Origin of the sequence: Flavobacterium tagetis (assembly GCF_016735615.1) — a bacterium.
In the GTDB taxonomy this organism is placed as follows: domain Bacteria; phylum Bacteroidota; class Bacteroidia; order Flavobacteriales; family Flavobacteriaceae; genus Flavobacterium; species Flavobacterium tagetis.
Genome location: NZ_JAERSF010000003.1, coordinates 792,793 through 814,986, shown reverse-complemented (window position 1 = coordinate 814,986; position 22,194 = coordinate 792,793). Strand labels below are relative to the sequence as shown.

At 34.1% G+C, this 22,194-nt stretch carries 13 protein-coding genes; 1 reads left to right on the top strand and 12 read right to left on the bottom strand.

Annotation, left to right across the window (positions count from 1 at the left end; genetic code table 11):
* Positions 1 to 150 precede the first annotated feature (150 nt).
* The 4 genes from JI750_RS17375 to JI750_RS17360 all read right to left on the bottom strand — a co-directional run bounded on the left by JI750_RS17375 (position 151) and on the right by JI750_RS17360 (position 4,090).
* Positions 151 to 2,163 carry a M56 family metallopeptidase gene (locus tag JI750_RS17375; protein ID WP_202004993.1) on the bottom strand — a complete coding sequence of 671 codons (2,013 nt, stop codon included), beginning with the start codon at positions 2,161 to 2,163 and terminating at the stop codon, positions 151 to 153.
* Complete coding sequence (locus tag JI750_RS17370) at positions 2,160 to 2,522, bottom strand: BlaI/MecI/CopY family transcriptional regulator (protein WP_202004990.1); 363 nt, start codon at positions 2,520 to 2,522, stop codon at positions 2,160 to 2,162. Before JI750_RS17370 ends, JI750_RS17375 begins: the two co-directional genes overlap by 4 nt.
* Positions 2,523 to 2,828: 306 nt before the next feature.
* The gene (locus JI750_RS17365) at positions 2,829 to 3,485 is read right to left on the bottom strand and encodes a Pr6Pr family membrane protein (protein WP_202004988.1); all 657 of its coding nucleotides are present in this window, start codon (positions 3,483 to 3,485) and stop codon (positions 2,829 to 2,831) included.
* A gap of 47 nt (positions 3,486 to 3,532) precedes the next feature.
* Positions 3,533 to 4,090, bottom strand: a complete 558-nt coding sequence (locus JI750_RS17360; RefSeq protein ID WP_202004985.1) for a YdeI/OmpD-associated family protein — start codon at positions 4,088 to 4,090, stop codon at positions 3,533 to 3,535.
* A gap of 158 nt (positions 4,091 to 4,248) precedes the next feature.
* Between JI750_RS17360 and JI750_RS17355 the strand changes: the two genes are divergently transcribed.
* Complete coding sequence (locus JI750_RS17355) at positions 4,249 to 4,866, top strand: hypothetical protein (RefSeq protein ID WP_202004982.1); 618 nt, start codon at positions 4,249 to 4,251, stop codon at positions 4,864 to 4,866.
* 106 nt (positions 4,867 to 4,972) lie between these two features.
* Here the strand turns inward: JI750_RS17355 and JI750_RS17350 are convergent, their stop codons facing one another.
* From JI750_RS17350 to JI750_RS17315, 8 genes are all read right to left on the bottom strand, one after another.
* Positions 4,973 to 7,375: a glycoside hydrolase family 2 TIM barrel-domain containing protein gene (locus tag JI750_RS17350; protein ID WP_202004979.1), complete on the bottom strand. Its 2,403-nt coding sequence runs from the start codon at positions 7,373 to 7,375 to the stop codon at positions 4,973 to 4,975.
* 162 nt (positions 7,376 to 7,537) lie between these two features.
* Complete coding sequence (locus tag JI750_RS17345; RefSeq protein ID WP_202004975.1) at positions 7,538 to 11,065, bottom strand: malectin domain-containing carbohydrate-binding protein; 3,528 nt, start codon at positions 11,063 to 11,065, stop codon at positions 7,538 to 7,540.
* A gap of 101 nt (positions 11,066 to 11,166) precedes the next feature.
* The gene (locus tag JI750_RS17340) at positions 11,167 to 13,896 is read right to left on the bottom strand and encodes an alpha-d-galacturonidase (protein WP_202004972.1); all 2,730 of its coding nucleotides are present in this window, start codon (positions 13,894 to 13,896) and stop codon (positions 11,167 to 11,169) included.
* A gap of 261 nt (positions 13,897 to 14,157) precedes the next feature.
* Positions 14,158 to 15,042 (bottom strand): sugar phosphate isomerase/epimerase family protein, encoded by an 885-nt coding sequence (locus tag JI750_RS17335; RefSeq protein WP_236673075.1) that lies wholly within the window; start codon positions 15,040 to 15,042, stop codon positions 14,158 to 14,160.
* Positions 15,043 to 15,201: 159 nt separating this feature from the next.
* A complete protein-coding gene (locus JI750_RS17330; protein ID WP_202004970.1) occupies positions 15,202 to 16,347 on the bottom strand; it encodes a sialidase family protein in 1,146 nt (381 codons plus the stop codon).
* A gap of 143 nt (positions 16,348 to 16,490) precedes the next feature.
* A complete protein-coding gene (locus JI750_RS17325; RefSeq protein WP_202004967.1) occupies positions 16,491 to 19,241 on the bottom strand; it encodes a glycoside hydrolase family 78 protein in 2,751 nt (916 codons plus the stop codon).
* 186 nt (positions 19,242 to 19,427) lie between these two features.
* Positions 19,428 to 20,516, bottom strand: a complete 1,089-nt coding sequence (locus JI750_RS17320) for a HEAT repeat domain-containing protein (RefSeq protein ID WP_202004964.1) — start codon at positions 20,514 to 20,516, stop codon at positions 19,428 to 19,430.
* Positions 20,517 to 20,584: 68 nt separating this feature from the next.
* Positions 20,585 to 22,153, bottom strand: a complete 1,569-nt coding sequence (locus tag JI750_RS17315) for an MGH1-like glycoside hydrolase domain-containing protein (RefSeq protein ID WP_202004961.1) — start codon at positions 22,151 to 22,153, stop codon at positions 20,585 to 20,587.
* Between the last annotated feature and the right edge of the window lie 41 nt (positions 22,154 to 22,194).

Below are 22,194 nucleotides of genomic sequence, written 5' to 3'. Positions count from 1 at the left end.
TAAAACAACTGTTTTTTGAAGTTGTCTAAAAAATAAAGCCCTAATCTGTAGATTTGGGCTTTATTAGTATATTTTGATTGTAGTCTTACAACTTGAATATTTTATTTACAGAGAAAATGTATTGCTTTAACTATCAAAAGCAATATCAGCTTAGTTGCCAACAACTGCTTTTAAAGCTATATACTTTCCAATATCTTTAAAGTTATGTTCTTTTTCTCTCATAGCTTTAATGAAAGTTGGCGTTGCACCAACCGCTTTTGCACCCACGATATCATTTAAATCTAGATCTGAAAAACCCAGATCCTTATATTCCTTAATTAAATCTGCCGTGATATTTTGCGATTTTAAAGCCGTAAGATTTTCAGACGAAATGTTTTTATAGCCTACTTTTTCGAATTGACCAACATATTCTGGAGTTACATTTAAAGTTTTTAAAGCAATTAAGTCGTCGTTTGAAAGATCATTATAACCTATTTTCTTAAAAGAATCAATATAAGCTTTGTCTATATTTAAAGTTTTGAAAGCAACAATATTGTCCTCATCTCCTTCTCCATTTTCATTCTTTTTTGTTTTTGCCGAAGAACGGTAATCATTAATATACTTTCCGTCAATATTTTGAGATTTTAAAGTGATCAGATTTTCTGGTGAAACATTCTTATAACCTGATTTAATAATATCTTCAATAAAAGCTTTATCAATGTTTAAGGATTTAAAAGGAATCAGCGTTTCAATATCTATATTTCCAATTCCGGCATCTTTAATAGAATCAATGTAATCTTCACTTACGTTTAAAGCCGCCAACGGAATTACTTGTTCTTTGTCTACATTTTTATACCCTTTTTTATGCAGCATTTTTACATACGACGTTTTTATATTTACAGCAAAGAAAACCATAAGATCTGTATCATCTGCCAATGTAATTCCTTGTGCAGCCATTTCTTTGGCGAAATTTTTATTGCCAACAAACTTATACGTTCCCTTTCCGGTATTTCCTTCAAATTTTCCGGTAAAGTTCATTGTTCCCGCTTCACGAGTTAGAGAAAATGTTCCTTGTTTATCTTTTGATAATCCGCTAAACTCACTAATATCATAAGTATGAGTAGAATGGCTATTCTCGTCGTTTTTAAATTCCATTTCTACCGTATTGCCTTTGATTGTGGCAAACCAGTTTCCTTCGGTTTCATCCCCCTTTTGAGTGTTTGGACTCGCTTTAGTTTCTTCATTTTTAAGATTCGAAGTTAACGTCTGACTTTGCGCTGCCGGTTGATTAAAAAGGCAGGCAAATAATACCAATAATGGTAACAGGAAAAAATATTTCCATGTTGTGTTTACGTTTGATTTTTTTGAATTCATCATAATGATTCGTTTTTTGAGTAATGATTGATTATAGTTAGTTGTAAGACTCAAAGGAAATTGTGGCGCCGCAACTTTAAGCAGGCTAAATTGATAACTTTCTTTTTCTACGCTACCTTGTTGTAGCATTTCGTTATCAGTCAAAAATTCAAGATTACTTTCTAATGCTTTTCGCCATTGCCAAGCAAAAGGATTAAACCACTGAAAAACAAGTACGATTTCTGCAAGCAAAAGATCAATAGTATGTTTTTGCTCAATGTGAATTTTTTCATGCAGCAAAATCTGATTGTACGTTTCCCATTCGTATTTTTCAGGATTTATAAAAATATTATTAGCAAAAGAACAAGGTGCTTTATCGCCTGTTATTTCGACAATTCTAAATTTTCCATCCCGAATAATCTCTGATGTATACGCTCTGTAAAATAATATAACAGCTTGCATCAAAAAATTAAGCGCAAAAACAATGACACCAAACCAATACAAATACACTATCCACTGCATGACCAAAGCCATATTAAATTGTTGCTTTGTTTCATTTACTACAACTTCATTTACAGGAAGTGTTTTCAGCTCAGCAGTTGGTTCTTTTGCAACTGTTTTTTTTATGGAAGGAATAGCTGCAGTTACTTTCTGTTTTTGAAGGGAGAATTGCTGCGGAATCGGAAACAAAGGCAAAGTAAAAGCTACTAGCATGCATGCCAGCAAAACAAATCTATTCAAATTATAAAATGTTTCTTTCTGCAAAAGCAGTTTATAAAACATAAGGCAAGCAAAAAGAATAAGCGCTGTGTATAGAATATAAGGTATCATTTAGAATCTTTTTTTATCATGTTTACGATTTCGTCCAATTCTTTTTCGGTTAATTTTTGCTCTTTAGCAAAAAAGGCAAGCATTCGTGGATACGAATTATCAAAATACTGACTCACAACATCTTTCAGCGCAAATTGTTGATATTCTTCTCTTTGAATTACAGGAAAAAAACAATGCATATTCCCTATTGTTTCCCGATTTAGAAACCCTTTTTCTTCTAATATTTTGACAATCGTCGCAACACTATTATAATGTGGTTTGGGATCTGGCAACAATGGAATAATATCCCTGATGAAGGCTTTATTTAAATCCCAAAAAACCTGCATAATCTGTTCTTCTCGTTTGGCTAATTTTATCATAGTAGAAATTCTTTTGACAAATATAGCTACTAATTAATTAGTATCAAAACTAATTGATTAATATTTATACTAATTAATTAGTCAAACCAGTAATTACGGAATATTCAGGCAATTAATTTCCACATTTAACAACTTAAATAACAATTAATTATAATCCAAAAGTAAAGTTTAGATACAAAAATGAAGATATTTTTGTTCTATTAAATTAATGCCATCGGAAGTTCATAGAAAAATTTCAGGAGAAAGAAGGAAAGAAGAAAGTTCCTTTTTTTGTCAATTCCTGACTAGAAGATTGCATATTTTATTTTAGTCCTCCAAGCTAATCTTCTTAGTCCTAATTTTTGAAATCGAAATCAAAATCGCAGACAAAACCACAAAAGCAATTAGAACAAAAACTCCATTTACGAGTGCCGTTTGCAATCCGAGTTTTGTAACATCAATAAAAGGATAAGGATAAAAGCTAGAAATAAAACCGTGAAATATGGTATAAATCATGTAGATAATCGGGTAAACTAGCCAAAACCAAATGGTTTTAAAAGAGATCTTTTCTGGACTTACAAAAAACAGCCAGAAAACCAAAAATAAAATGGGAACGACACTATGGAAAATTTCGCTTACAATAAGATGATGTCCTTCTAAATGGAGAGTTGGGCGAAGAAGTAAGTTAAAAACAATTCCAACAATCAATATATAAACTGTAATGGCCGTAATAGTAGTACACTTTCTAAAGAAAGCATTTGCCCTGCTTTTGCCACCAAATAATAAAAAAGCACTGCAAAGAAAAACGATACTATTTGTTGTAATAGTAAAGAAACTGAAAAAACGAACTGCTGCGCTAAAAAAAGTAAATTCAGGATTTTTAAACAGCAAATAAAACTGTACAGGCAAGGCATATAATTCTAAGGCAAAAATAATACCCAGCAAAATTTCCCCTTTAATTGTTGTGGTATTTTCTTTTTCCATACTTCACTTAAAGTCAGATCACTAAAGTAACGATTTTATTCTAAATATTATAGAACTCTTTTCTGTTTTTCGCTTTCTAAAATAGTTTTTTCAAGTCTTGAGAGTTGTGTTTTTTCCTGTTTTGCACTCATGATCCAATGAATCATAACTTTCTTGTATGAAGGAGCTTGCTTCTCAAAAAACTCCCAAGCGATTTTGTTGTTTTTAAACTCTTTTTCATACGATTCAAAAAGCGGAACAGGTTCTTTTTCGTGCGAATAAATCTTAGACTTATTTTCGGTTCTAAAACTAAAAGCTTTCAAACCAGCATCAGTCATTAACCCCTCTTTTGTCAAATCTTCTATCTTTTGGATATTAATCGCACTCCAAATACTAGAAGGTTTTCTTGGAGTAAAACGAATCGTATAACTTTCCGTATCAATAGATTTTCGAACGCCATCAATCCAGCCAAAACAAAGCGCCTGATCAACCGATTCTGACCAACTCATAGAAGGCTTTTTGCTTGTAACTTTATAAAAACCAACTAAAAGTTCTTTTTCTTTCTGATGATTTTTCTCGAGCCATTTTCTAAAATCGTTCTGATCTGCAAAAAAAGTAGGTGTCATTTGTTTTTTTTATAAATGTATAAAGAATCTCGCAAAGTCGCAGAGACGCAAAGTTTATTGAAAAAATTAAACCATATAAGTTATATAAGTTTTAATTAAGAAGATAACTTATACTAAAAGATTATTTTATATTTGATAATAGTCAACTATACTTTTTTATGAAAAATATAATTTTTTACATTTTCATTATCCTCACTTTTTGTAATTGTGAGAACAAAAAGGAAAACTACAATTTAAGTACTGGGAAAATTAAAGACATTAATGAAGTGGTTGAAGCTGTTATCATTCAGGATAGCTTAAATGTTTTTTCAAAAAATGAAGATTCAATTATGTTTTGCAGTGAACTTATAAAACTGAATATTTATATTCCACCAAAGAAAACAAATGATGATTTTGTACTTCTGCCAAAACAAGATGGCATATACATTACTAATTTAGTCCCTACTAAAATAAAAGGAGTTACTTTTTTCTCATCCAAAGATTCTTTGTATCTATTGAAACAAAACTCCAATCCTAAAAAACTAAAAATAGAAAAAGCTATAATTGATAAATTAAATGCAACCACAATAGAAAAAATTGAAAAAAGAAGAGAAAACAAGCAAAGATCAAGATTTTATGAGATGACGATACCAGTTTTTTCTTTAGATAGACAAAGTGCTTATGTACAATTAGATTATGAATGCGGTGGATTGTGTGGAAATGGTGATGTTATATATCTGAAAAAAATAAAAGGAAAATGGCAAATAATTGTACAATGGCAAAGCTGGATTAGTTAGATAAAAAATAAACCATATAAGTTATATAGTAAAATAAGTTTAAACTTAAATTATCTTATATAACTTATATGGTTCAAAAACTTTGCGCCTCTCCGACTTTGCGAGATTAATTCACTTCAACTTTGATTGTTGAAGCTTGTAAACCAGAAGCCGTCGCTTTCAACTGAATATTTTCACTCTTCCCATTAGATTGAATAATCACAACGCATTTCCCATTAAACAACTTACAGGAATTCGCTTTAAACGACTCCAAATTAGCCTGATATCCATTATCAACTCCAACTAATTTTCCTCCTCCAGTAACTTCAAAATTAATTAAATCCATTGCGTTTGGTACTAAGTTTCCGTCTTTGTCCAGCATTGAAACGGTTACATAAACCAGATCATAAGTATCGTTTTTAATGGAAGTTTTATCAGCTTTCAAATCAATTTTTGAAGCTTTTCCCGCAGTTTTGATTTCTTTTTCTAAAACTACTTTTCCTGCTTTTCTCGAAACTGCTTTTAAAGTTCCAGGTTCAAACTTCACTTTCCATTCAATATGCAGATCATCACTTTGTTTTGATTTTTTGCCAAGCGATTTTCCGTTTAAGAATAATTCTACTTCATCGGCATTATTGTAATACGCCCAAACGTTAATTTCCTGATCTTTTATCCAATTCCAATGCGGTAAAATATGCAGAACTGTTTTCTTCGACCATTCGCTTTGGTACATATAATACACATCTTTCGGAAGTCCCGCTAAGTCAACGATTCCAAAATATGAACTTCTCGCAGGATACGGATACGGATCAGGTTCGCCGATATAATCAAACCCTGTCCAGATAAAAGTTCCCGCCATGAAATCCTGACTTTTAATCGTTTTCCAGTTTTCCTCGTGCGTTGCGCCCCAATACGATTTTACTTGATCGTAAGCCGAAACCGTCCAATCTGCATTTCCGTCAAACGGAGCACCGTGTTTGATTGGCCACGCTTTAATAGCATCCGATTGATCGTAATGTCCACGAGTTTCTAAAGCCGAAACACTCTCTGATGCCAAAATTTTCTGCCCTTTAAATTTAGTTGGAAAATCTTTGTAATCTTCATGTTTGTAATTGAAACCCAAAAGATCCAAAGCTCCCGACTGGTAAATAAAGTTCTTCTCGATTAGATTTTCGGTCAAAGCGGAAGTTACAGGACGTGTTGTATCTAGTGATTTTACAATTTTAGCTAATTCTCTTGTAATCGCAATTCCTGTCGAATCAAACTGTTCTCTAATTTCGTTCCCGATACTCCACATCATAACCGATGGATGATTACGATCTCTTTTGATAAAATCTTCTAAATCTTGTTTGTGCCAAGCATCCCAATCTTTGTGGTAATCGTTGGTTACTTTTTTCTTTTTCCAAACGTCAAAAGCTTCGTCCTGAACAATGAATCCCATTTCGTCGCACAATTGCATCATTTCTAAAGAATGCGGATTATGAGACATTCTGATCGCGTTAGCTCCCATCTCTTTCATTAAGGTCAGTTTTCTTCTAACCGCATGAATATTTTCTACCGCACCCAAAGCGCCATTATCGTGATGTAGACAAACGCCGTAAATTTTAGTTGGAACACCGTTTAAAGAAAATCCTTTCTCTGAATCGAAATTGAAAAATCTAAATCCAAGCGGTGTTTCATAAGTATCAATTAAAGTTGAGCCATCATAAACTTTAGTGCTTATTTTATATAAATATGGATTTTCTGTATCCCAAAGAATTGGGTTTTCCATATTGATATTCTGTCTAACTTGTAATATTGAATTTGCAGGAATATTTCCATCAGAAATTCCTTTTGCTACTTCAATATTGTTTTTATCTAAAACTGTCGAGACTAACTTAAAAAGTTTGTTCTTAGTCAAATCATTCTTAACGTCAATATCAATATCAACAACAGCTTTTTCTTTAGAAATAATTCTTGTAGTTACATAAGTTCCCCATTTTGCTACATGAATTTTATTAGTTGCAACCAAACGTACATTTCTATAAATCCCAGAACCCGTGTACCATCTTGAATTGGGTTGTGCATCGTTATCGACTTTTACAGCAATTGTATTAGCCTGTCCATAATTTACATAAGGAGACAAATCATAACCAAAAGAGATATAACCATTTGGACGAATTCCTAATGATTTCCCATTTATGAAAACTTCACTGTTTTTAAAAACACCATCAAACTCAATTGAAACTGTTTTGTTTTTCCAATTTGCAGGAACTGTAAATACTTTACGATACCAACCTTTTCCAGCAGGTAAAAATCCTTGTGCTTGCTTGGTTTTAGCATCTTTATCAAAAGCACCTTCAATACTCCAATCATGCGGCAATTGAAGTGCTCTCCAATCTGATATATTGAAATTAGAATTTATCGCTTCTGGATGATCTCCTAATTTGAAGTTCCAGTTTTTGTTGAAATCTTCCACAATTCTGGCTTGTTTTTGTGCAAAAACTGATACTGAAAACAATAAGGCAATTGTAATTTTTTTTAAAATCATATTCTTTAGTTTTCTCTCGCAAAGGCCCAGAGACGCAAAGTTTTTTTCCTTAACCATATAAGTTATGTAAGTTCAATTAAGACAAAACTTAAATTGTCTTATATTACTTATATGGTTTAATTTTCTTTGCGCTTTTGCGACTTTGCGAGATTAATTTTTTATTTACTGAAATTCGAAATTGTCCAACATTAACCCCTTCAAATCATCACCTTCCAACGTAATTTTATACGTCCCTGCATTGATATAACCACCTGATGTTGTGTTTAAAATCTTCCATTTTTCTGGCGAAGGGAAAAACTCAATTGTGTCGTTTCGCATTAAAATTCCATACGCATCTTCCATTTTGAATTTGACTTTTAATGGCGTTTCATTTCTATTCATAAAACGGAAACGCATTAAATAAATTCCGGCAACTCCTGGTTTTACTTCAAACTCAATACTATTGTTTGTCTTTTTTGTGAACTCAATATAATCGGCTTTTTTGAAATTTCCTTTTTCGATTCCTGTTCCTGTTGTTTTTGTTTTTTCGGCTTCTATGACTACAACTGGCCTTGAATCGTCTTTTTCGCCCATATCGTACGTTGGAACGACTGCAATCGAAGATATTGTTTCAGAATTATCAAAAAGAACTTTCTCGCCTTTCTTTACTTTTTTAGTGAAAACATCAAATAAAATTCCACTGCTGTTTTTCGCTTTTTCTTCTATTTTTTTATAATCTGAAAGCCAGCTTAACGCTTTGATTTTACTATCAACTAAAACATAAATTGTCGATTCTTCTTTAGCTATAAATGATCCTTTGTTTTTTGGATTAACTGAAAACTGTAAATAATCTGCTCCAAAAACCTCAGAAGGCAATTCGGTAAAAATAACATCAGAATCTGAATATTGTTTTGAATTAATATCCAGCCATGAAGCTACTTTGTTAGTTTTATCATAAGAATCTAAAACCAAATTCTGAATATTTTTCGAAGATTCGGCTGCTGGTCTTGCATGAATATCTTTTGTTGCAATCGCAATCGCAGAAATAATCGCTTGTGAAGCTTTTACATTTGGAAATGAAATCACAATTTTTCCGTTTGTACTTTTTACTTTAAATGTTTTCTTCAAAGCGTTATCATGTCCAGCTTCTGCCCAAATATCGAAATCTTTTAAAACAACATTATCATTAATTGCTACGTCAAACAAACGCCAGCCTTTGCAATCCAATCCGCCACCTGTTCCGTACCACGGTTCCGCAAAATATAATTCAACCAAATATTCTCCGTCTGGTGCAGGAAATTCGTAGCGCAATTTATCAACTCCGTATCTAAAACTTTGAAATAATTCAGGGTCTTTTGTCCCGTTTATTGGATCGAAAGTTGTTCTTTGACTGGCAAAAAAGTCTGGAAGTTTTTCAAAATTATCTGTCCATGATAACGAACCCCAAGTATTTTGACCGTTTTTGTGTGTATCCGTTAACCAAGTATTTCCAGCAGAATCTGTCAATTCAGAACCACCACAATTTACTCTATAAATGTAATTATAACCGCTTTTGGCTTTTGTAATATCTGCTTTATTAGTGGTTAAAGCATCAAAACTTGGTGCTTTTGGAAAATTATTTAAAACGATATAATCTTTAGCAACCGCTTTCCCATTTACATAACCAACGGCATATAAAACATTGTATTGAATATTGACATTATTAAACTGAAAATGCTGTCCGATTCCCGGATTTTTTAGTTTTCCAAGTGAAGCTTTATTGACATCATTAAACAATTCTGCTTCATCACAATTCGAATAAATATCGATTCCGTTTTTGATTCCCGGTTTTTCCCAACGGCTTGGCCAAGTATGCGAAACAATATACACCATCGGATTGGTTTTGTTGGAAACATAATTCGCACGATACATATAAAACGCATCCAGAGGTTCGCCCCAAATCGTAAAAAGTCCTTTGTAATTTACTGGCCCGACTTTGTCAATGTCTCTAAAACCTTCTCCGTTCTGCACTCGTCCCGGATTTTCATGCGAAGCAAAAAGCCAGTTGAATTGTCCCGCAATTTTATCTTTTACCGATTCGGCTTCTCTAACTTTAATTTCCATTAATTGAGAAAAACGGTTTTCGCTCAAAGTTCCTTTTTGGTCAAACTCACCTTCTGTATGTAAATCGGCTGAACGCCAAGCGCCATATTCTCCATTTAAAAGCTGAGTTGTCATTTCTAGATGGTATTTTAAAGGATCTCCGCCATAAGTTCCTGACCAGTTTTGAACAACATTCCAATCTGTTCCTTCTCCACCATTACAAGTTGTTACAATCCTTTGTGAAGCTGATAACGGATCCATTTCTCGAATAATCTGAGTGCATTCTTCAGCAAATTCTTTCGGGATCGTGCTTTCATTCTGCAATCCCCACATAACCACCGACGGACTGTTTCTGCGTTCCTTAATCCATTCTCTCAAAAGGGTTTTAAAGTTTTCTTTAAATTCAGGCGTATCGTACCAAATATGTGCTGAAAACTGACTCCAAAATAAGATTCCGTTTTCGTCTAATTCTTTTTGATACAATAAATTATGAGGCTGATGCGCTTCTCTAAAAGCGTTAAATCCGCCTGCTTTTATCTGTTCGATTCTGGAATGAATCATTTCGTCCAAAAACGAATGGCTTTTTCCAATTAAATGTTCGTACTCGCAAACTCCGTTTATAAAAACAGGTTCGTCATTAATGAAAAAACGATTGTCTTTTCCGTCACGACTTACCGGCCAGCTCACCCACCGAATTCCGTAAGGCGTTGCTAACTGATCGATTACTTTTCCGTTTTCGTAAACTGAAGTCACCAATTTGTACAAATACGGATTGGATGGCGACCATAATTTCGGATTCTGAATCTCAGGAAGTGTCTGAGCTATTTCTTTTGTTTCTCCCGAATTGATTTTGTTGTAGCTTTTTGTAATAACAACTTTCTTTCCCGAAGCATCCAAAAGAATATTTTCGATAGTTAAATTTCGCTGTAAAGTACTGTAATTCTTGATTTCGGTTGTAGTATGAAGAATCGCTTTTTGTTTTGAAACCGATTTGTCATTCCAAATATGAACACCAAAAGGCTGAATTCTAACATCGTTTGTAATTACCAATGAAACTGGCCTAAAAATTCCCATTGGCTGAGAACCTTCTGAAAATCCCCATTCTCCAGAACAGCCACCGCAAACCCAAGGTAAATCTGCAATAAAAGAGGGATGCGCTGCTTTTACTAAAATAACATTTTCTTTATCGAAAGAAACTGCTTTGGAAATATCTAAAGTGAAAGTAGTTCTTCCACCTTTGTGCTCTCCTACTTTTTTACCATTTACCCAAACAGTTGCATACGAACTTACGCCTTCAAAATAGAGAAAATGTTGTTTTGAACTGTCTTTCTTATCGAGTTTTAGTATTTTTTTGTACCAGGCGGTACCATGTAAATTTCCATGTTTTGTTCTTCTGAAACCATAATACTGATCCCAATTGTGAGGCACACTAACCTTTTGCCAATTGGAATCAGTTTTTGGATTTTCTACAAAATCTTCTTCTTTCAGCGGAAGATTATCCAGTATTACGGTTTCCCAAGACGAATTCAGCGAAATTTCTTTACGAAACTTCCCTGAATCTTTGCTCTGACTCCAAACAAAGCAAAGGCTTGAAAAAAAACAAAAAATAAAAAAAACTATTCTATTCATATTTTCTATTTCCTGCAAGGTTTTCAAAACCTTGTAGGTTTACTTTTTAACGTTCATTTAGAATACCTACAAGGTTTTGAAAACCTTGCAGGAAACGCAAACTAATAAAACAACCAGTCAATAGCTGCTTTTTCTCCTGCATCGATATATCCAACATCGCGTGGTGATATGGTTTGATCTGCATCGATAAAACCTAAAATCAATACTTTTCCTTTTCCTAAATCTAATTTATTCTCGCCCGGCTGGAAAGTATAGGTGTGAATGTTTACACGTGGTAACTCTTTTAAATTCATTGCACTTGCCAGAATCACTTCGGCTTGACCGTGCGCATTTCCTGCGGCGTCAGTTTCTAAACTTGGTGGCAATAAGAATCTCTTCTGATCTGAATTGAAATACCCGACAACTAATTTAACCGCTTTTGTATTTCTAAACTTCAAATGTGTTCCTTTTTCGTTTTGATCGTTTTCTACGAATGAAAATCCTTTAAGGTTTTGAAGTTCAGGAGCAATTTTAGTTAACTCAGAAATATCTGTTCCATAGACTTTTGTTCCTGGTTTTACTAAATACGTTCCTGGTTTTTCGTCGATAAAAGTTACTTCGGCTGTTTTCCAAGGTTTACCTTCTTTGGTTTCGATTTTACCATCTTTAGAAGATTTTAGCTTCTCTAGATTTCTTTTAAAATTAGCCAATTCACGCTCATAATGAGGCAATAATTCTGCCCATGTTTTGTTGTTCCCGTCGTCTCCTCCAATCGGGATTCGGCGTTGAGCAGTCTGCATACTGTTGGCATAATAGTACGTATCTTTTGTTAGTTTTACCAATAACTCATAGTACTCGATACTTTTTTCTAAATGAGGCAAAGCTTTGTCTAAATCTGTAATATCATTTGAATAACTGTATCTTAAAACCAATAAAGCTGCTTTTACTTTTTCTGAGAAGAAATCGGCAAAAGCCTTATACGCATGCATATCATTTTTAAGACGTGCAAATTCTTCTTTGTCTTTGGTTACGCTGGCTTCTGCTTTATCTATTGCTTCAACGGCCAATCTTCCGTGTTCTGTAATTTCAGCAATAATTTGCGTTGGCAATTCGCCCGAATGCGGTTCTTTATTCCATTCTTTTTTAGCATATTCTAAAAGCAATTCTCCTGCTGGTCCGCAAGATTCATGGAATCCCGGATAAACTCTCCATTTTGAAGGATTTACCAACTGACTTTCGAACATTCCTAACAATAAGGTTTGACGGTTTCCTTCTGTGATTCCGAAACGTCTTAAGGTCTTTGGAGCGATTTCTCCTGTTTCTTCGTAAGCTTTTAAAATATTATTTGCTGCTTCTTGAGTCGTTCCGAATTTCGCTGCTAAATCATTATCCCAAAATTTAACTTCTTCGTTACGATCTCTTTTGCTGTCCCAAGCATATCTTGCCCAAGCTTTGTACCAAATCCAATCGCGATCCATTTCTAATAAACGCTCTCCTGATTTCGTTTTATCTGCCGAATACGGCCAATCCCAATACGACGCTTGCGGATATAAATGTAGCGCATTTGCTCCGTGAATGCTGTGCATCGCTTTTACTGTTTTTTGGATAAAATCTGGCGAACCGTATCTAAAAGGTTCTAGATTTGCCAGAATATGAACATTTTCGATATGAATTGATTTAAGAGAACTCAACTGTTTGTGCGTTTCTCCCCAAGGTCCGCCCGGCGTATAAGTCGTTAAAGATTCTCCTGTATATTTACTTTCTGTGTAAAGGTTTTTGTATAACGGAAGTGATTTTTCCATTACCAAAGGTCCGTCTGTATCGTGAGAACGAAGGATAATTGGCGGTTCTTCTGTTTTTCCTAATGCTTGTAAACCGTCACGAACACCCGGAATAATAGTTTTGGTAAACCATTCTACATCATCATCAACGGTATTGATGGCTTCTCCCAAACAAACCATCAATCCAACGTTTGGATATTTTTCGATGAAAGCAGCAATAGATTTTCTCGTGTAATCTGACAATAAAGGCGTAATAGGTCTTGAACGATCTTGCGTTTTAATATTATAATGCTCTGCAAAAGGCTTAGAAACAATAATATTGTAGAACATCTGAATTACCCAGATTCCTCTTTTGTTAGCTTCAACAGTCAGAAATTTATAGATTTCTTCATTCTTTTTGAAATCTTCGTCGCTGACTTCAACTGCAAATGGATATTCTTTTAGTTTCACTAAAGAAGCAAACGGATGTCCGTTCCATAAATACAAAGAATTCATGCGGTTTTCTACCAGCATATCCAAGTATTTTATCCATAAAGCTTTATCATAAAACCACGGAAAAGTTTCTGGTGTATATGGATATTCGTAAACATCACGTCCTGGAAGATAAACTGGTTTTTGCATTCCGATGCAGGCTCCACGCAAAACCATTTCTGGACTGTCTTCGATATTAATTTCTGAAGGAAGTTTTCCTGAAGCTTTAATTTTATCTGTTAATTCTAAAGCTCCATACAAAGCTCCTGAAGCATCTGTTCCTTCAACATAAATTACATTATTTTGTGTGCGAATCTGGAAACCTTCTTTCTTGGTTAATTTGCTATCATCGATTTTAGCGCTTTTCGCGTTTTTCTTCCAAAAATCGGTTCCTTTTTCTCCAATTACAATTATTTTATCTTTTGATTTTTTGAATTTATCAGAAGAAGTTACACTGAACCCTTTTGCTGAAAGTGTTTCAGATAATTTCTCTGCTCCAAATTTTGCTCTCGGCGAACTCGGATCACTAACTACTGTGATGTTCTGCGCTGTCGCGAAAGAGACGTAAAGACATAAAAAAAGTAATTGTAAATATTTCATAGTATTTTAATTTTATACATTAAAAATTCCCATCTAGTTTGTCATTTCGACGAAGGAGACCCGAGCGATAGCGAACAGGCGAAGCAAATCTCCACAAGTAGCTCCGTACAGTAATTATCAATCTTTGTAGAGTTACTTGTGGAGATCCCTCGTTCCTCGGGATGACAAAAAATGAGAATAAAATCTGCGTAAAAAAATCACGCAGATTTATAGTGAAAAATTGTGTTGTTTAACGATTACATATTGATCACTGTTTATTGTTTAATTCTGAAAAATCTTCTTCAAATAAGCTACGTTTGCTCCGTAATTGGCTTTAACATTATGTACTTGCGTTACGTCACGAGAACGCTCTACTATTAGCCATCCGCGCCATTTCATTTCATCCAAAGTTTCTTTGATTTTTGGCATGTCGATCGCTTTGTCATTTTCTAACCAAAAATGATCGGTGTTTGAAGCGTGAATTTGAGATACATATTTCTTTCCTAAGATTTTCAATTCTGATGAAATATCTCTTTTATTATCTAAAGCATTCGCAAAATTGAAAGAGCTTTTAATATATTTTGAACCGACTTCGTCTAAAAGTTTTTTCTCCTCTGTCGCGTCTAAAGAGGTTTCAATCGCAATTACACCGCCTATTTTCCCTACTTCTTTTCCTGCCCATTGCAGTCTTTTGATCACTTCTGGACGTAATTCAGGATTCTTAACCAAATCGGTTTGTGTTCCTAACGGAAGATAGGCCACTTTTACTTTCATGTTTTTCATAGCCTGAATACAATCGGCAATCATTGGTGTGATTTCTCTTGTCGCGAAAGACTGCGCATAAAATCCAGACATGGCAATTGAGCTGATTCCAACTCCAGTTTCTTTCGATTTATCTAAAAACTTTTGTCTTTCAACTGGATCGCCTAATTTACTGTCAAATGTTGGTCTGTTTCCTAAACCTCCCATATCGAGTTCGATTCCGTCTGCTTTTATTTCAGCGGCCAAACCAAAAGCACCTAGTTTTTGTCTTTTTAAAATCATCCAGTCACAAACTGCAACCTTATATTTTTGCTTTTTATTAGAAGACTGAGCCGTTGCACAGCTATTAAATGTCGTTGATAAAGCAACAAACAATACAACAATTAAATTTTTATTTAGCTTCATGTTAATTGGTTTTACCATTAAGGCATTAAGGAAATTAAGCTTCAATACTTTTTATTATTATCATTAGAAGATGAAGAAAATTAAGCTTAATGTTCTTTTTAAAAGAATAAATAGATACAACAACTTAACTTTCTTAATCTCTTAATGGTTCAATTTATTTTACTCTTCTTCGGCTTTTACTGCTGTAACTACTTTTCCTTCGTCGCCTGGCCAAATTCCGTTTTTAATTGGAAGCGCCACTAATTTACTTGGATCTACTTTTACATATTTCAGTTTTTCCCTTCTCCAAGTGTACACGATATGCACCATTCCGTCTGAACTTTGAATAATTGAAGGATAAGAATATTGACTGATTTTTGAATCTTCTAAAACTAAAGCAGCGTTCCAATGAATTCCGTCTTTAGAAACCGAAACATTCAAAGGCGTTCTTGGCCCTTTTGCTTCTTTTCCAGGAGGCAAAACATGATTATAAACTAATAAATGTCTGCCGTCTTTAAGTGTAACCGCATCAGTTCCTGAGTTGTTATTTGGAAGTCCGATTAATTCTACATCCGACCAAGTTTTTCCGTTATCTTTTGAGAATGTGCTAAAAATTGCTCTATTTCGAGTTCTTCCGATCGCTTGAATACTTCCGTCTTTATGAAATAAAATACTTGGCTGAATGGCATTTATTTTTTGTTTTCCTCTTGGAAGTGTATCTCCCATTACCCAAGTTTTCCCGAAATCTGGAGTAGATTCCATACGAAGTCTCCAGCCGTCGCCTTCAATACTTGACGGACATAATAAAGTTCCATTGCTTAATAAAACAGGTTTGTTTTTGATTGGCCCTAAAAAACCATCTGGCATTTTTTGTGCTTCAGACCAAGTTTTTCCGCCATCAGATGAAGTTCTGATTACGCCCCACCATTCTGATGGTTTTGGTCCTATTTTGTAGAATAACATTAAATCGCCTCTTGGAATTTGATATAAAACCGGATTCCAAGTTGGTAATCTTGGCCCTTCTTTCATCACACCATCGGCAACTTTTACACCTTCTCCCCATTTATCACTTCCTTTTGGTTTGATAGCTACATATATGCAAACATCTGGGTGTCTTTCGTGAGTTCCACCAAACCATGAGGCAACTAAATCACCATTTGTAGCTTCGACAATTGTAACGGCATGGCAAGACGGATAAGGTGCTTTATCATAAATAAATTCATCTACTAAAATTCCTTCTTTCCAAGTCTTTTTCTCCAAAGCCGATTTACAGCTTCCTAAAAGGAAAAGTCCAAACAAGACAAATGCTAATTTTGCTAACTTCATTCTTAATTAAATTATGAATTATTTTTTTTGACTATAAATACACGCCTAACATTTTTTTAGGTAAAAATATTTAATAAGTGTAAAAATAACACCAAAAAATTAACAATGTATCCTGTACTGTCCCGAATTATTAAAAATGCAGATTATTTAACGCTAATAGCAAAATTTCCTGACGAAAGAGTGACAATTATTTGATTTTTTTCTACCGAATAAGTATAAGAAGTCTTATCCAGCTTCTGTTTATTAATTGAAATAGCTTCAATATTGTTTGTTGGAAGATAAACTACCGCAGATGCATTTGCGGGAACGGTAATATTCCAAACCAAACCTTTTTTATCTTTTTTCCAGTTGCTTTTTATTGTCCCGTAAATCGATTCGTATGAGGCATTTACATAAGTCAATCCAGCATTAAAATCTGGTTTCATAATAATTTGTTTGAAACCTGGAGTTTCAGGATTGCTTTTGATTCCCGCCATATTTTCGTAATACCAAATCAATAAATCGCCTAAAAGCATGACGTGATTTTGCGAATTCATTGCTGGATCGGCAGTATTTCCATTCCAAAGTTCCCAAATGGTTGTTGCGCCATTTTCGACCATATAACCCCAGCTTGGATAGGTTTTGTTTGAGGCCAATTTGAAAGCCAAATCGCCACGACCAAAATTGGTTAACGTTCGCATCAAAAACTGAGTTCCAATAACGCCCGTACTTACATGACCGTTTTTTGTCACTTCAACTTCATGCACTAGATTTTCGAAAACTTTTTGCTGTAATTCTTCTGGAACCATTCCGAAAGTCAAAGGCAGTAAATTGGCAGTTACGGTATTATTGGCGTAATTGTTTTTGGATGCATTAAAATATTTAGCGTTGAATGCTTTTTTTATTCTTGAAGCTAATTCATCATAATGTTTAATATCATTTTGCGAATTGGCAATCACAGCAAACTTTTTCATGATATTTAGAAGCTGATAATAAAACGCGCTCGAAATCAATTCACCATCGGTTAAACGAGAAGGATCTTTGGAACGAATTAATTCCAGCGATTCTGGTGGAACGCACCAATCGCCATATTTGTCTTTGATCATGATATCATCAACCAAATAGTTTTCTTCCATGTAATCCATCCATTTTTTCATAGACGGATATTGTTTTTCAACCACTTTTTTATCTCCAAACTGCTGATACAACATATCGGCAACTGTAATATAAGTTCCCGGCCAAGTCACATTATCACCATAATAACGCCAGAAAGCTGGTGCCACATCTGGAATTCCGCCATCGATAGTCTGGGCATTTTTAATATCATCTAACCATTTTGCGTATAACGTTTGATTATCAAACAAGAAACTTTCTCCATAAGCTCCCGTTGTTCTGTCTCCCAACCAAGGCTGACGTTCGTTTCTCTGCGGACAATCGATTGGCATTCCTTTATAATTTCCACTAATTCCCCACCAAGTATTTTTAAAAATCTGATTCATAATTGGGTTTGAAGAATCGAAAGTTCCTGTTGTGGCAATGTCATCATAAACGACTTTTCCAACGAAATTGTCTAATGTCGGTTTGGTTTTGAAACCCGAAATTTCCACAAATCGAAATCCGTGAAAAATAAAACGCGGTTCCCAAACTTCTTCGCCTTCACCTTTTAACGTATAAATATCGGTCGTTTTCGCATCACGAAGGTTCGCAACGTATAACGAACCATCTGGCTGTAAAGATTCAGCAAATTTCATTGTGATTTTGTCGCCCGCATTTCCTTTTACTTTCAATTGTAGCCAGCCCACCATATTTTGTCCCATATCTAAGATATAAGTTCCTTTTGATGTTTGTTTGATCGAAATAGGTTTTACTTCGCGTTTTATCTTCATATTCGCCGACATCTGTCCTTCGTAGAATCCGCCTGGCTCTTGAACATATTCTGCCGAAAACCATTTTTTATCATTAAAATTAATGGTATTCCAGCCTTTCATTTCTTTACGGGCATCATATTCTTCGCCGTCGTATTCGTTGTTGGATAAGATTGGTCCATCGGTTGTAATTTTCCAAGTATCATCGGTTCTAATCACATCTTTACTTCCATCTGTATATTCTACAAACAACTGCAAAGCCATTTTCGGATAACCAAAAGTTTTGATTTTATAAGGTTTATAATCTTGACGCATCGTAAAAAAACGTCCGTTCCCTAAAATCGTTCCTAATGCATTTTTACCTTCCTGTAATTGTGAAGTCACATCAAAGACATTGTATTTTACATTCTTCGTATAATCTGTAGGAACGGGCGCTAAAACCTGATCTCCAATTTTATTTCCGTTAATGTATAGCTCGTACAAGCCCATTCCCATGATATAAACTTTGGCACTTTTGACTTTCTTTTTCAAGTCAATTTCTTTTCTTAAATATCTGGCTGATAATCGAGAATACTGCGAAATACTATCTCCTTGAGAAGTTTTTTCATAACCAATCCATCGTGTTGATTTCCAATCAGCATAAGTTAAAATTCCGATACTGAAATGTGCCGTTTCTTTTGATTGAATTTCTCCTTTATTGGTAAAAACCGTTACTTTCCAATAAACTTCTTGTCTGTCTATTAGCTTTTTTCCAGTATAAATTACATTTACAGATTCGTCGCTTTGTACTTTTCCGCTATCCCATAAATCTCCGTTTCCCGCATTTAGTTTTTCTAAAGATGAAGAAGCTAAAATTTGATAATGAGTTTGTTTTACATCGTTTATCTCTGCTTTAATTTTCCAGCTCAATCTTGGCTGTAAAACATCAATCCCTTCTGGATTCGTTAACATTTCGCATTTTAAATCACTCACAATTATTTTGGTTTGGGCTTTCGCCGAAATTGTGAAAAGTGAAATGATTAAGATAAGATGTAAAAAAAACTTTTTCATGGTATTGTTTAAATAAAGTCAAGTCCCAGAGGGACGATATATTTATAGATTTTATAATAACAAGTTCAATAAGCTCCAGCGGGGCGACATAATTTTCTATAGGTATCGCTCCGCTGGAGCTTTTTATCAATTGGATCTTTATTTTGCTATAAATATTAAGCTTCTCCGAAGCTCAAAATTAGATTGTTAAGGATTTATAAATCGTCTTAATTTGTCCAATGTGCTTAAACTCTCAAAAGCAATTTTATTTCGTTCTAATAACTTACTTGTTTCCCAGCGTATTTTCCACTCTGGATCTTTCAGCTTTTGTCTCAGCTTGGATACTATTGCTGAATTACTCTTCAAAACCTGTTCATCAATCCAATCTGGAAGAAATTCCAAAGCGTTTAAACGAATTTCAAAATTCTTATGATCCAAAGCTTTTAATAATACCTCTCTAACCCCTTCTGCACGATAGGAATCTATTGTCTCGACTATAATCTCATTAATAACAGAAGAAAGTTCTTTAACATTATTTTGATCTAATCCTATTTGATACACCCTTCTGAATTCATCTGAAAGAAAATCTGCCCATTTATCAAGATCTTCATCCTCACTCAATGCATAATAGACAAACCTAACTTTATCAGGTTGTGTATAAAGATTGTTTTCACAAAAACGCTTTACTGACTCTAGATCTTTTACCGCTAATTTCTGAATGTCTTTAATCGCTTCTTCTGAATCCTCATATTCAAGATCATAATATTGCTCTAAAGTGATGATCTGGTCAAAATCATGTATAGGTTGGTAAACTGTTTTATTTTCGCTCATAGTGTTTGGTGTAAACTTTGGAGTATATTTTTTTAGAAGTTCCTTAATTTCATTTTCAGATACATCGTAATCATCTATTTTTATTTCGATCGTTTTCTGCTTATAAACAAAAGTGAGGTAAAACTCCTTATATGACAAATTGTATTTTGCCGTGTGTTCTGTTTTGACGATAACTCTTGGAAATACAATATCTTTCCATTCATAAAAAATCTCATTAAGTTCTAATCCTTCTTGTGAGAATATTATTTTTTTATGAAAATTAAAAAGAGTCATCACTGCTTTTTTCCCATAAACGACGATAAACAAAACAGCAACAATTGGTAATACTAAATTGCTAAATTTAAATGTAAATTTTTCAACATTTATAAGTGATAAAAAGTAAATGCCTAAAACCACAAATACCATATTCCATATAATATGAAATACACCATCTTTGATTGAATAATTTAATACTGTTTTCTCCAAATTTATTCTTAACTAAATAAATTTTATCTGCTAAACCTGACAAGCTTTAAAAACTGTTGGGTTTAAAATTATTCAGAAACTAACTTCTCTAATTTATCAGAAACCGCAATTTCCTTTCCGTTTTTAAAGATTCTAAAACCTTTTCCTTTATTATATTTTTCTCCTGTTTTGTCCCAAAGAATGGTAATAATATTGCCATGATATAGAACATTATCCAAACAAAACCAATCCCATTTTTCTTGCGGAATCAACGGATTCACTTCAATCTTTTCATCAGCTCTCGGGCGTAAACCAACCAAACCAGTAATCACTAAATCATTGAAAGTCGAATGATTGTAATAACGGCTTCTTTCCCTGTCTCCCATTAACCAATAGCCTGTTGTTTCGTCCAAATACTCGCCAAGATAAGGTTTTCCTCTATAATATTGTGATTGAACATACAATTCCATTTGTTTGAAATAATCTGGTTTTCCAACAAAATTCTGATTGTAATCATTTAGGACATTCGCCATAGCAGTCAAAGTCTGAGAACTTGCAAAAGGCCAAATCGCGCCGTCCCACTCACAAGTTCCTGTTCCATGAGTTCTAAAACGTGGACTTCTTCTTTCTGCTGTTGTCAAACCAAACGGAGCCGAAAATCCTTTTTCATCTTTCACTTGTTCCCAAGCTTTTTCAAATCCTTTTCCTTTTTCAGGAAGATTAAAATACCACGGAATAAATCCGATCGCCTCGCGAACCTGCGCCAGAGTATCTTTTTGAGTTAAAGTTTCAAAGAACTCACTTTTAGAATTCCATAATTTGGTTTCGACTAATTGTTGTAAAATGTCAGCTTTAGCTTTAAATTTTGTTTCCGCTTCTTTATCGCCTTTCATTGCAGCCATTTTAGAAATTGCTACAGCATTTCCATACATATAACTGTTTATCGTTGGCCTAGCATTTTGTACTTTACGCCCGCCACTTAAGGATTCTTCCATTCCGTCTTTTACATCATGCTGCCAAAACAAACCATCTTTTCTCTGACGATCTTTTTCCCAAACGGCATAATCTGTAACCATGTCTGGATACAAATCCAATAAGAATTTTTCATCTTTATTCACCAAATAACGATTATATAAAGCATCGGCTGTCCAACTGCTGAATTTATATAATTTGTTCATTGGTTTTCCATCATTTCCTCTATACCAAAGTTTGACATCCTGTTCAATGTATTTCGGATCATGAACCCATCTGAATTCGTTGATATGATGTCCCAAAGCACAACTGATCATATTGTATTTATCGGCATACGAACGATCAACTAAAAACTCTGTAATCGCAAACCCTTGTGGTGTATTCTTAATATGTTTGCGAACGCTCCACCAACGGAAATAATAGATTTCCTCAAAATTCTGCTGTGGACATTCAAACAACGGAATATTCTTTTCCATCCAGGCCCACGCGCTGTCATTCGGAATCGCGAATTTTAAATTTTCATCTTCCATTGTATTGAAATAATCAACATAATGTTTGAAGTTTTTTTCTTTTAAAATAACCGATTTTCCTTTTTGGGATTCTACTGCACCAGATTTACAACCGCTGTTTATACAAGCGATTACAATTGAAAGTGTTATTATTTTATGTTTGAAATTTGTCAACATTAGTTTTTCTTTTTAATTCTTTTCGTTTTGTCATTTCGACC

Coding starts and splice junctions, on each gene's coding strand:
- JI750_RS17335 (WP_236673075.1), bottom strand. CDS start 15,042: ATGAAGCTAAATAAAAATTTAATTGTTGTATTGTTTGTTGCTTTATCA.
- JI750_RS17365 (WP_202004988.1), bottom strand. CDS start 3,485: ATGGAAAAAGAAAATACCACAACAATTAAAGGGGAAATTTTGCTGGGT.
- JI750_RS17325 (WP_202004967.1), bottom strand. CDS start 19,241: ATGAAAAAGTTTTTTTTACATCTTATCTTAATCATTTCACTTTTCACA.
- JI750_RS17360 (WP_202004985.1), bottom strand. CDS start 4,090: ATGACACCTACTTTTTTTGCAGATCAGAACGATTTTAGAAAATGGCTC.
- JI750_RS17340 (WP_202004972.1), bottom strand. CDS start 13,896: ATGAAATATTTACAATTACTTTTTTTATGTCTTTACGTCTCTTTCGCG.
- JI750_RS17330 (WP_202004970.1), bottom strand. CDS start 16,347: ATGAAGTTAGCAAAATTAGCATTTGTCTTGTTTGGACTTTTCCTTTTA.
- JI750_RS17375 (WP_202004993.1), bottom strand. CDS start 2,163: ATGATACCTTATATTCTATACACAGCGCTTATTCTTTTTGCTTGCCTT.
- JI750_RS17370 (WP_202004990.1), bottom strand. CDS start 2,522: ATGATAAAATTAGCCAAACGAGAAGAACAGATTATGCAGGTTTTTTGG.
- JI750_RS17345 (WP_202004975.1), bottom strand. CDS start 11,065: ATGAATAGAATAGTTTTTTTTATTTTTTGTTTTTTTTCAAGCCTTTGC.
- JI750_RS17350 (WP_202004979.1), bottom strand. CDS start 7,375: ATGATTTTAAAAAAAATTACAATTGCCTTATTGTTTTCAGTATCAGTT.
- JI750_RS17315 (WP_202004961.1), bottom strand. CDS start 22,153: ATGTTGACAAATTTCAAACATAAAATAATAACACTTTCAATTGTAATC.
- JI750_RS17355 (WP_202004982.1), top strand. CDS start 4,249: ATGAAAAATATAATTTTTTACATTTTCATTATCCTCACTTTTTGTAAT.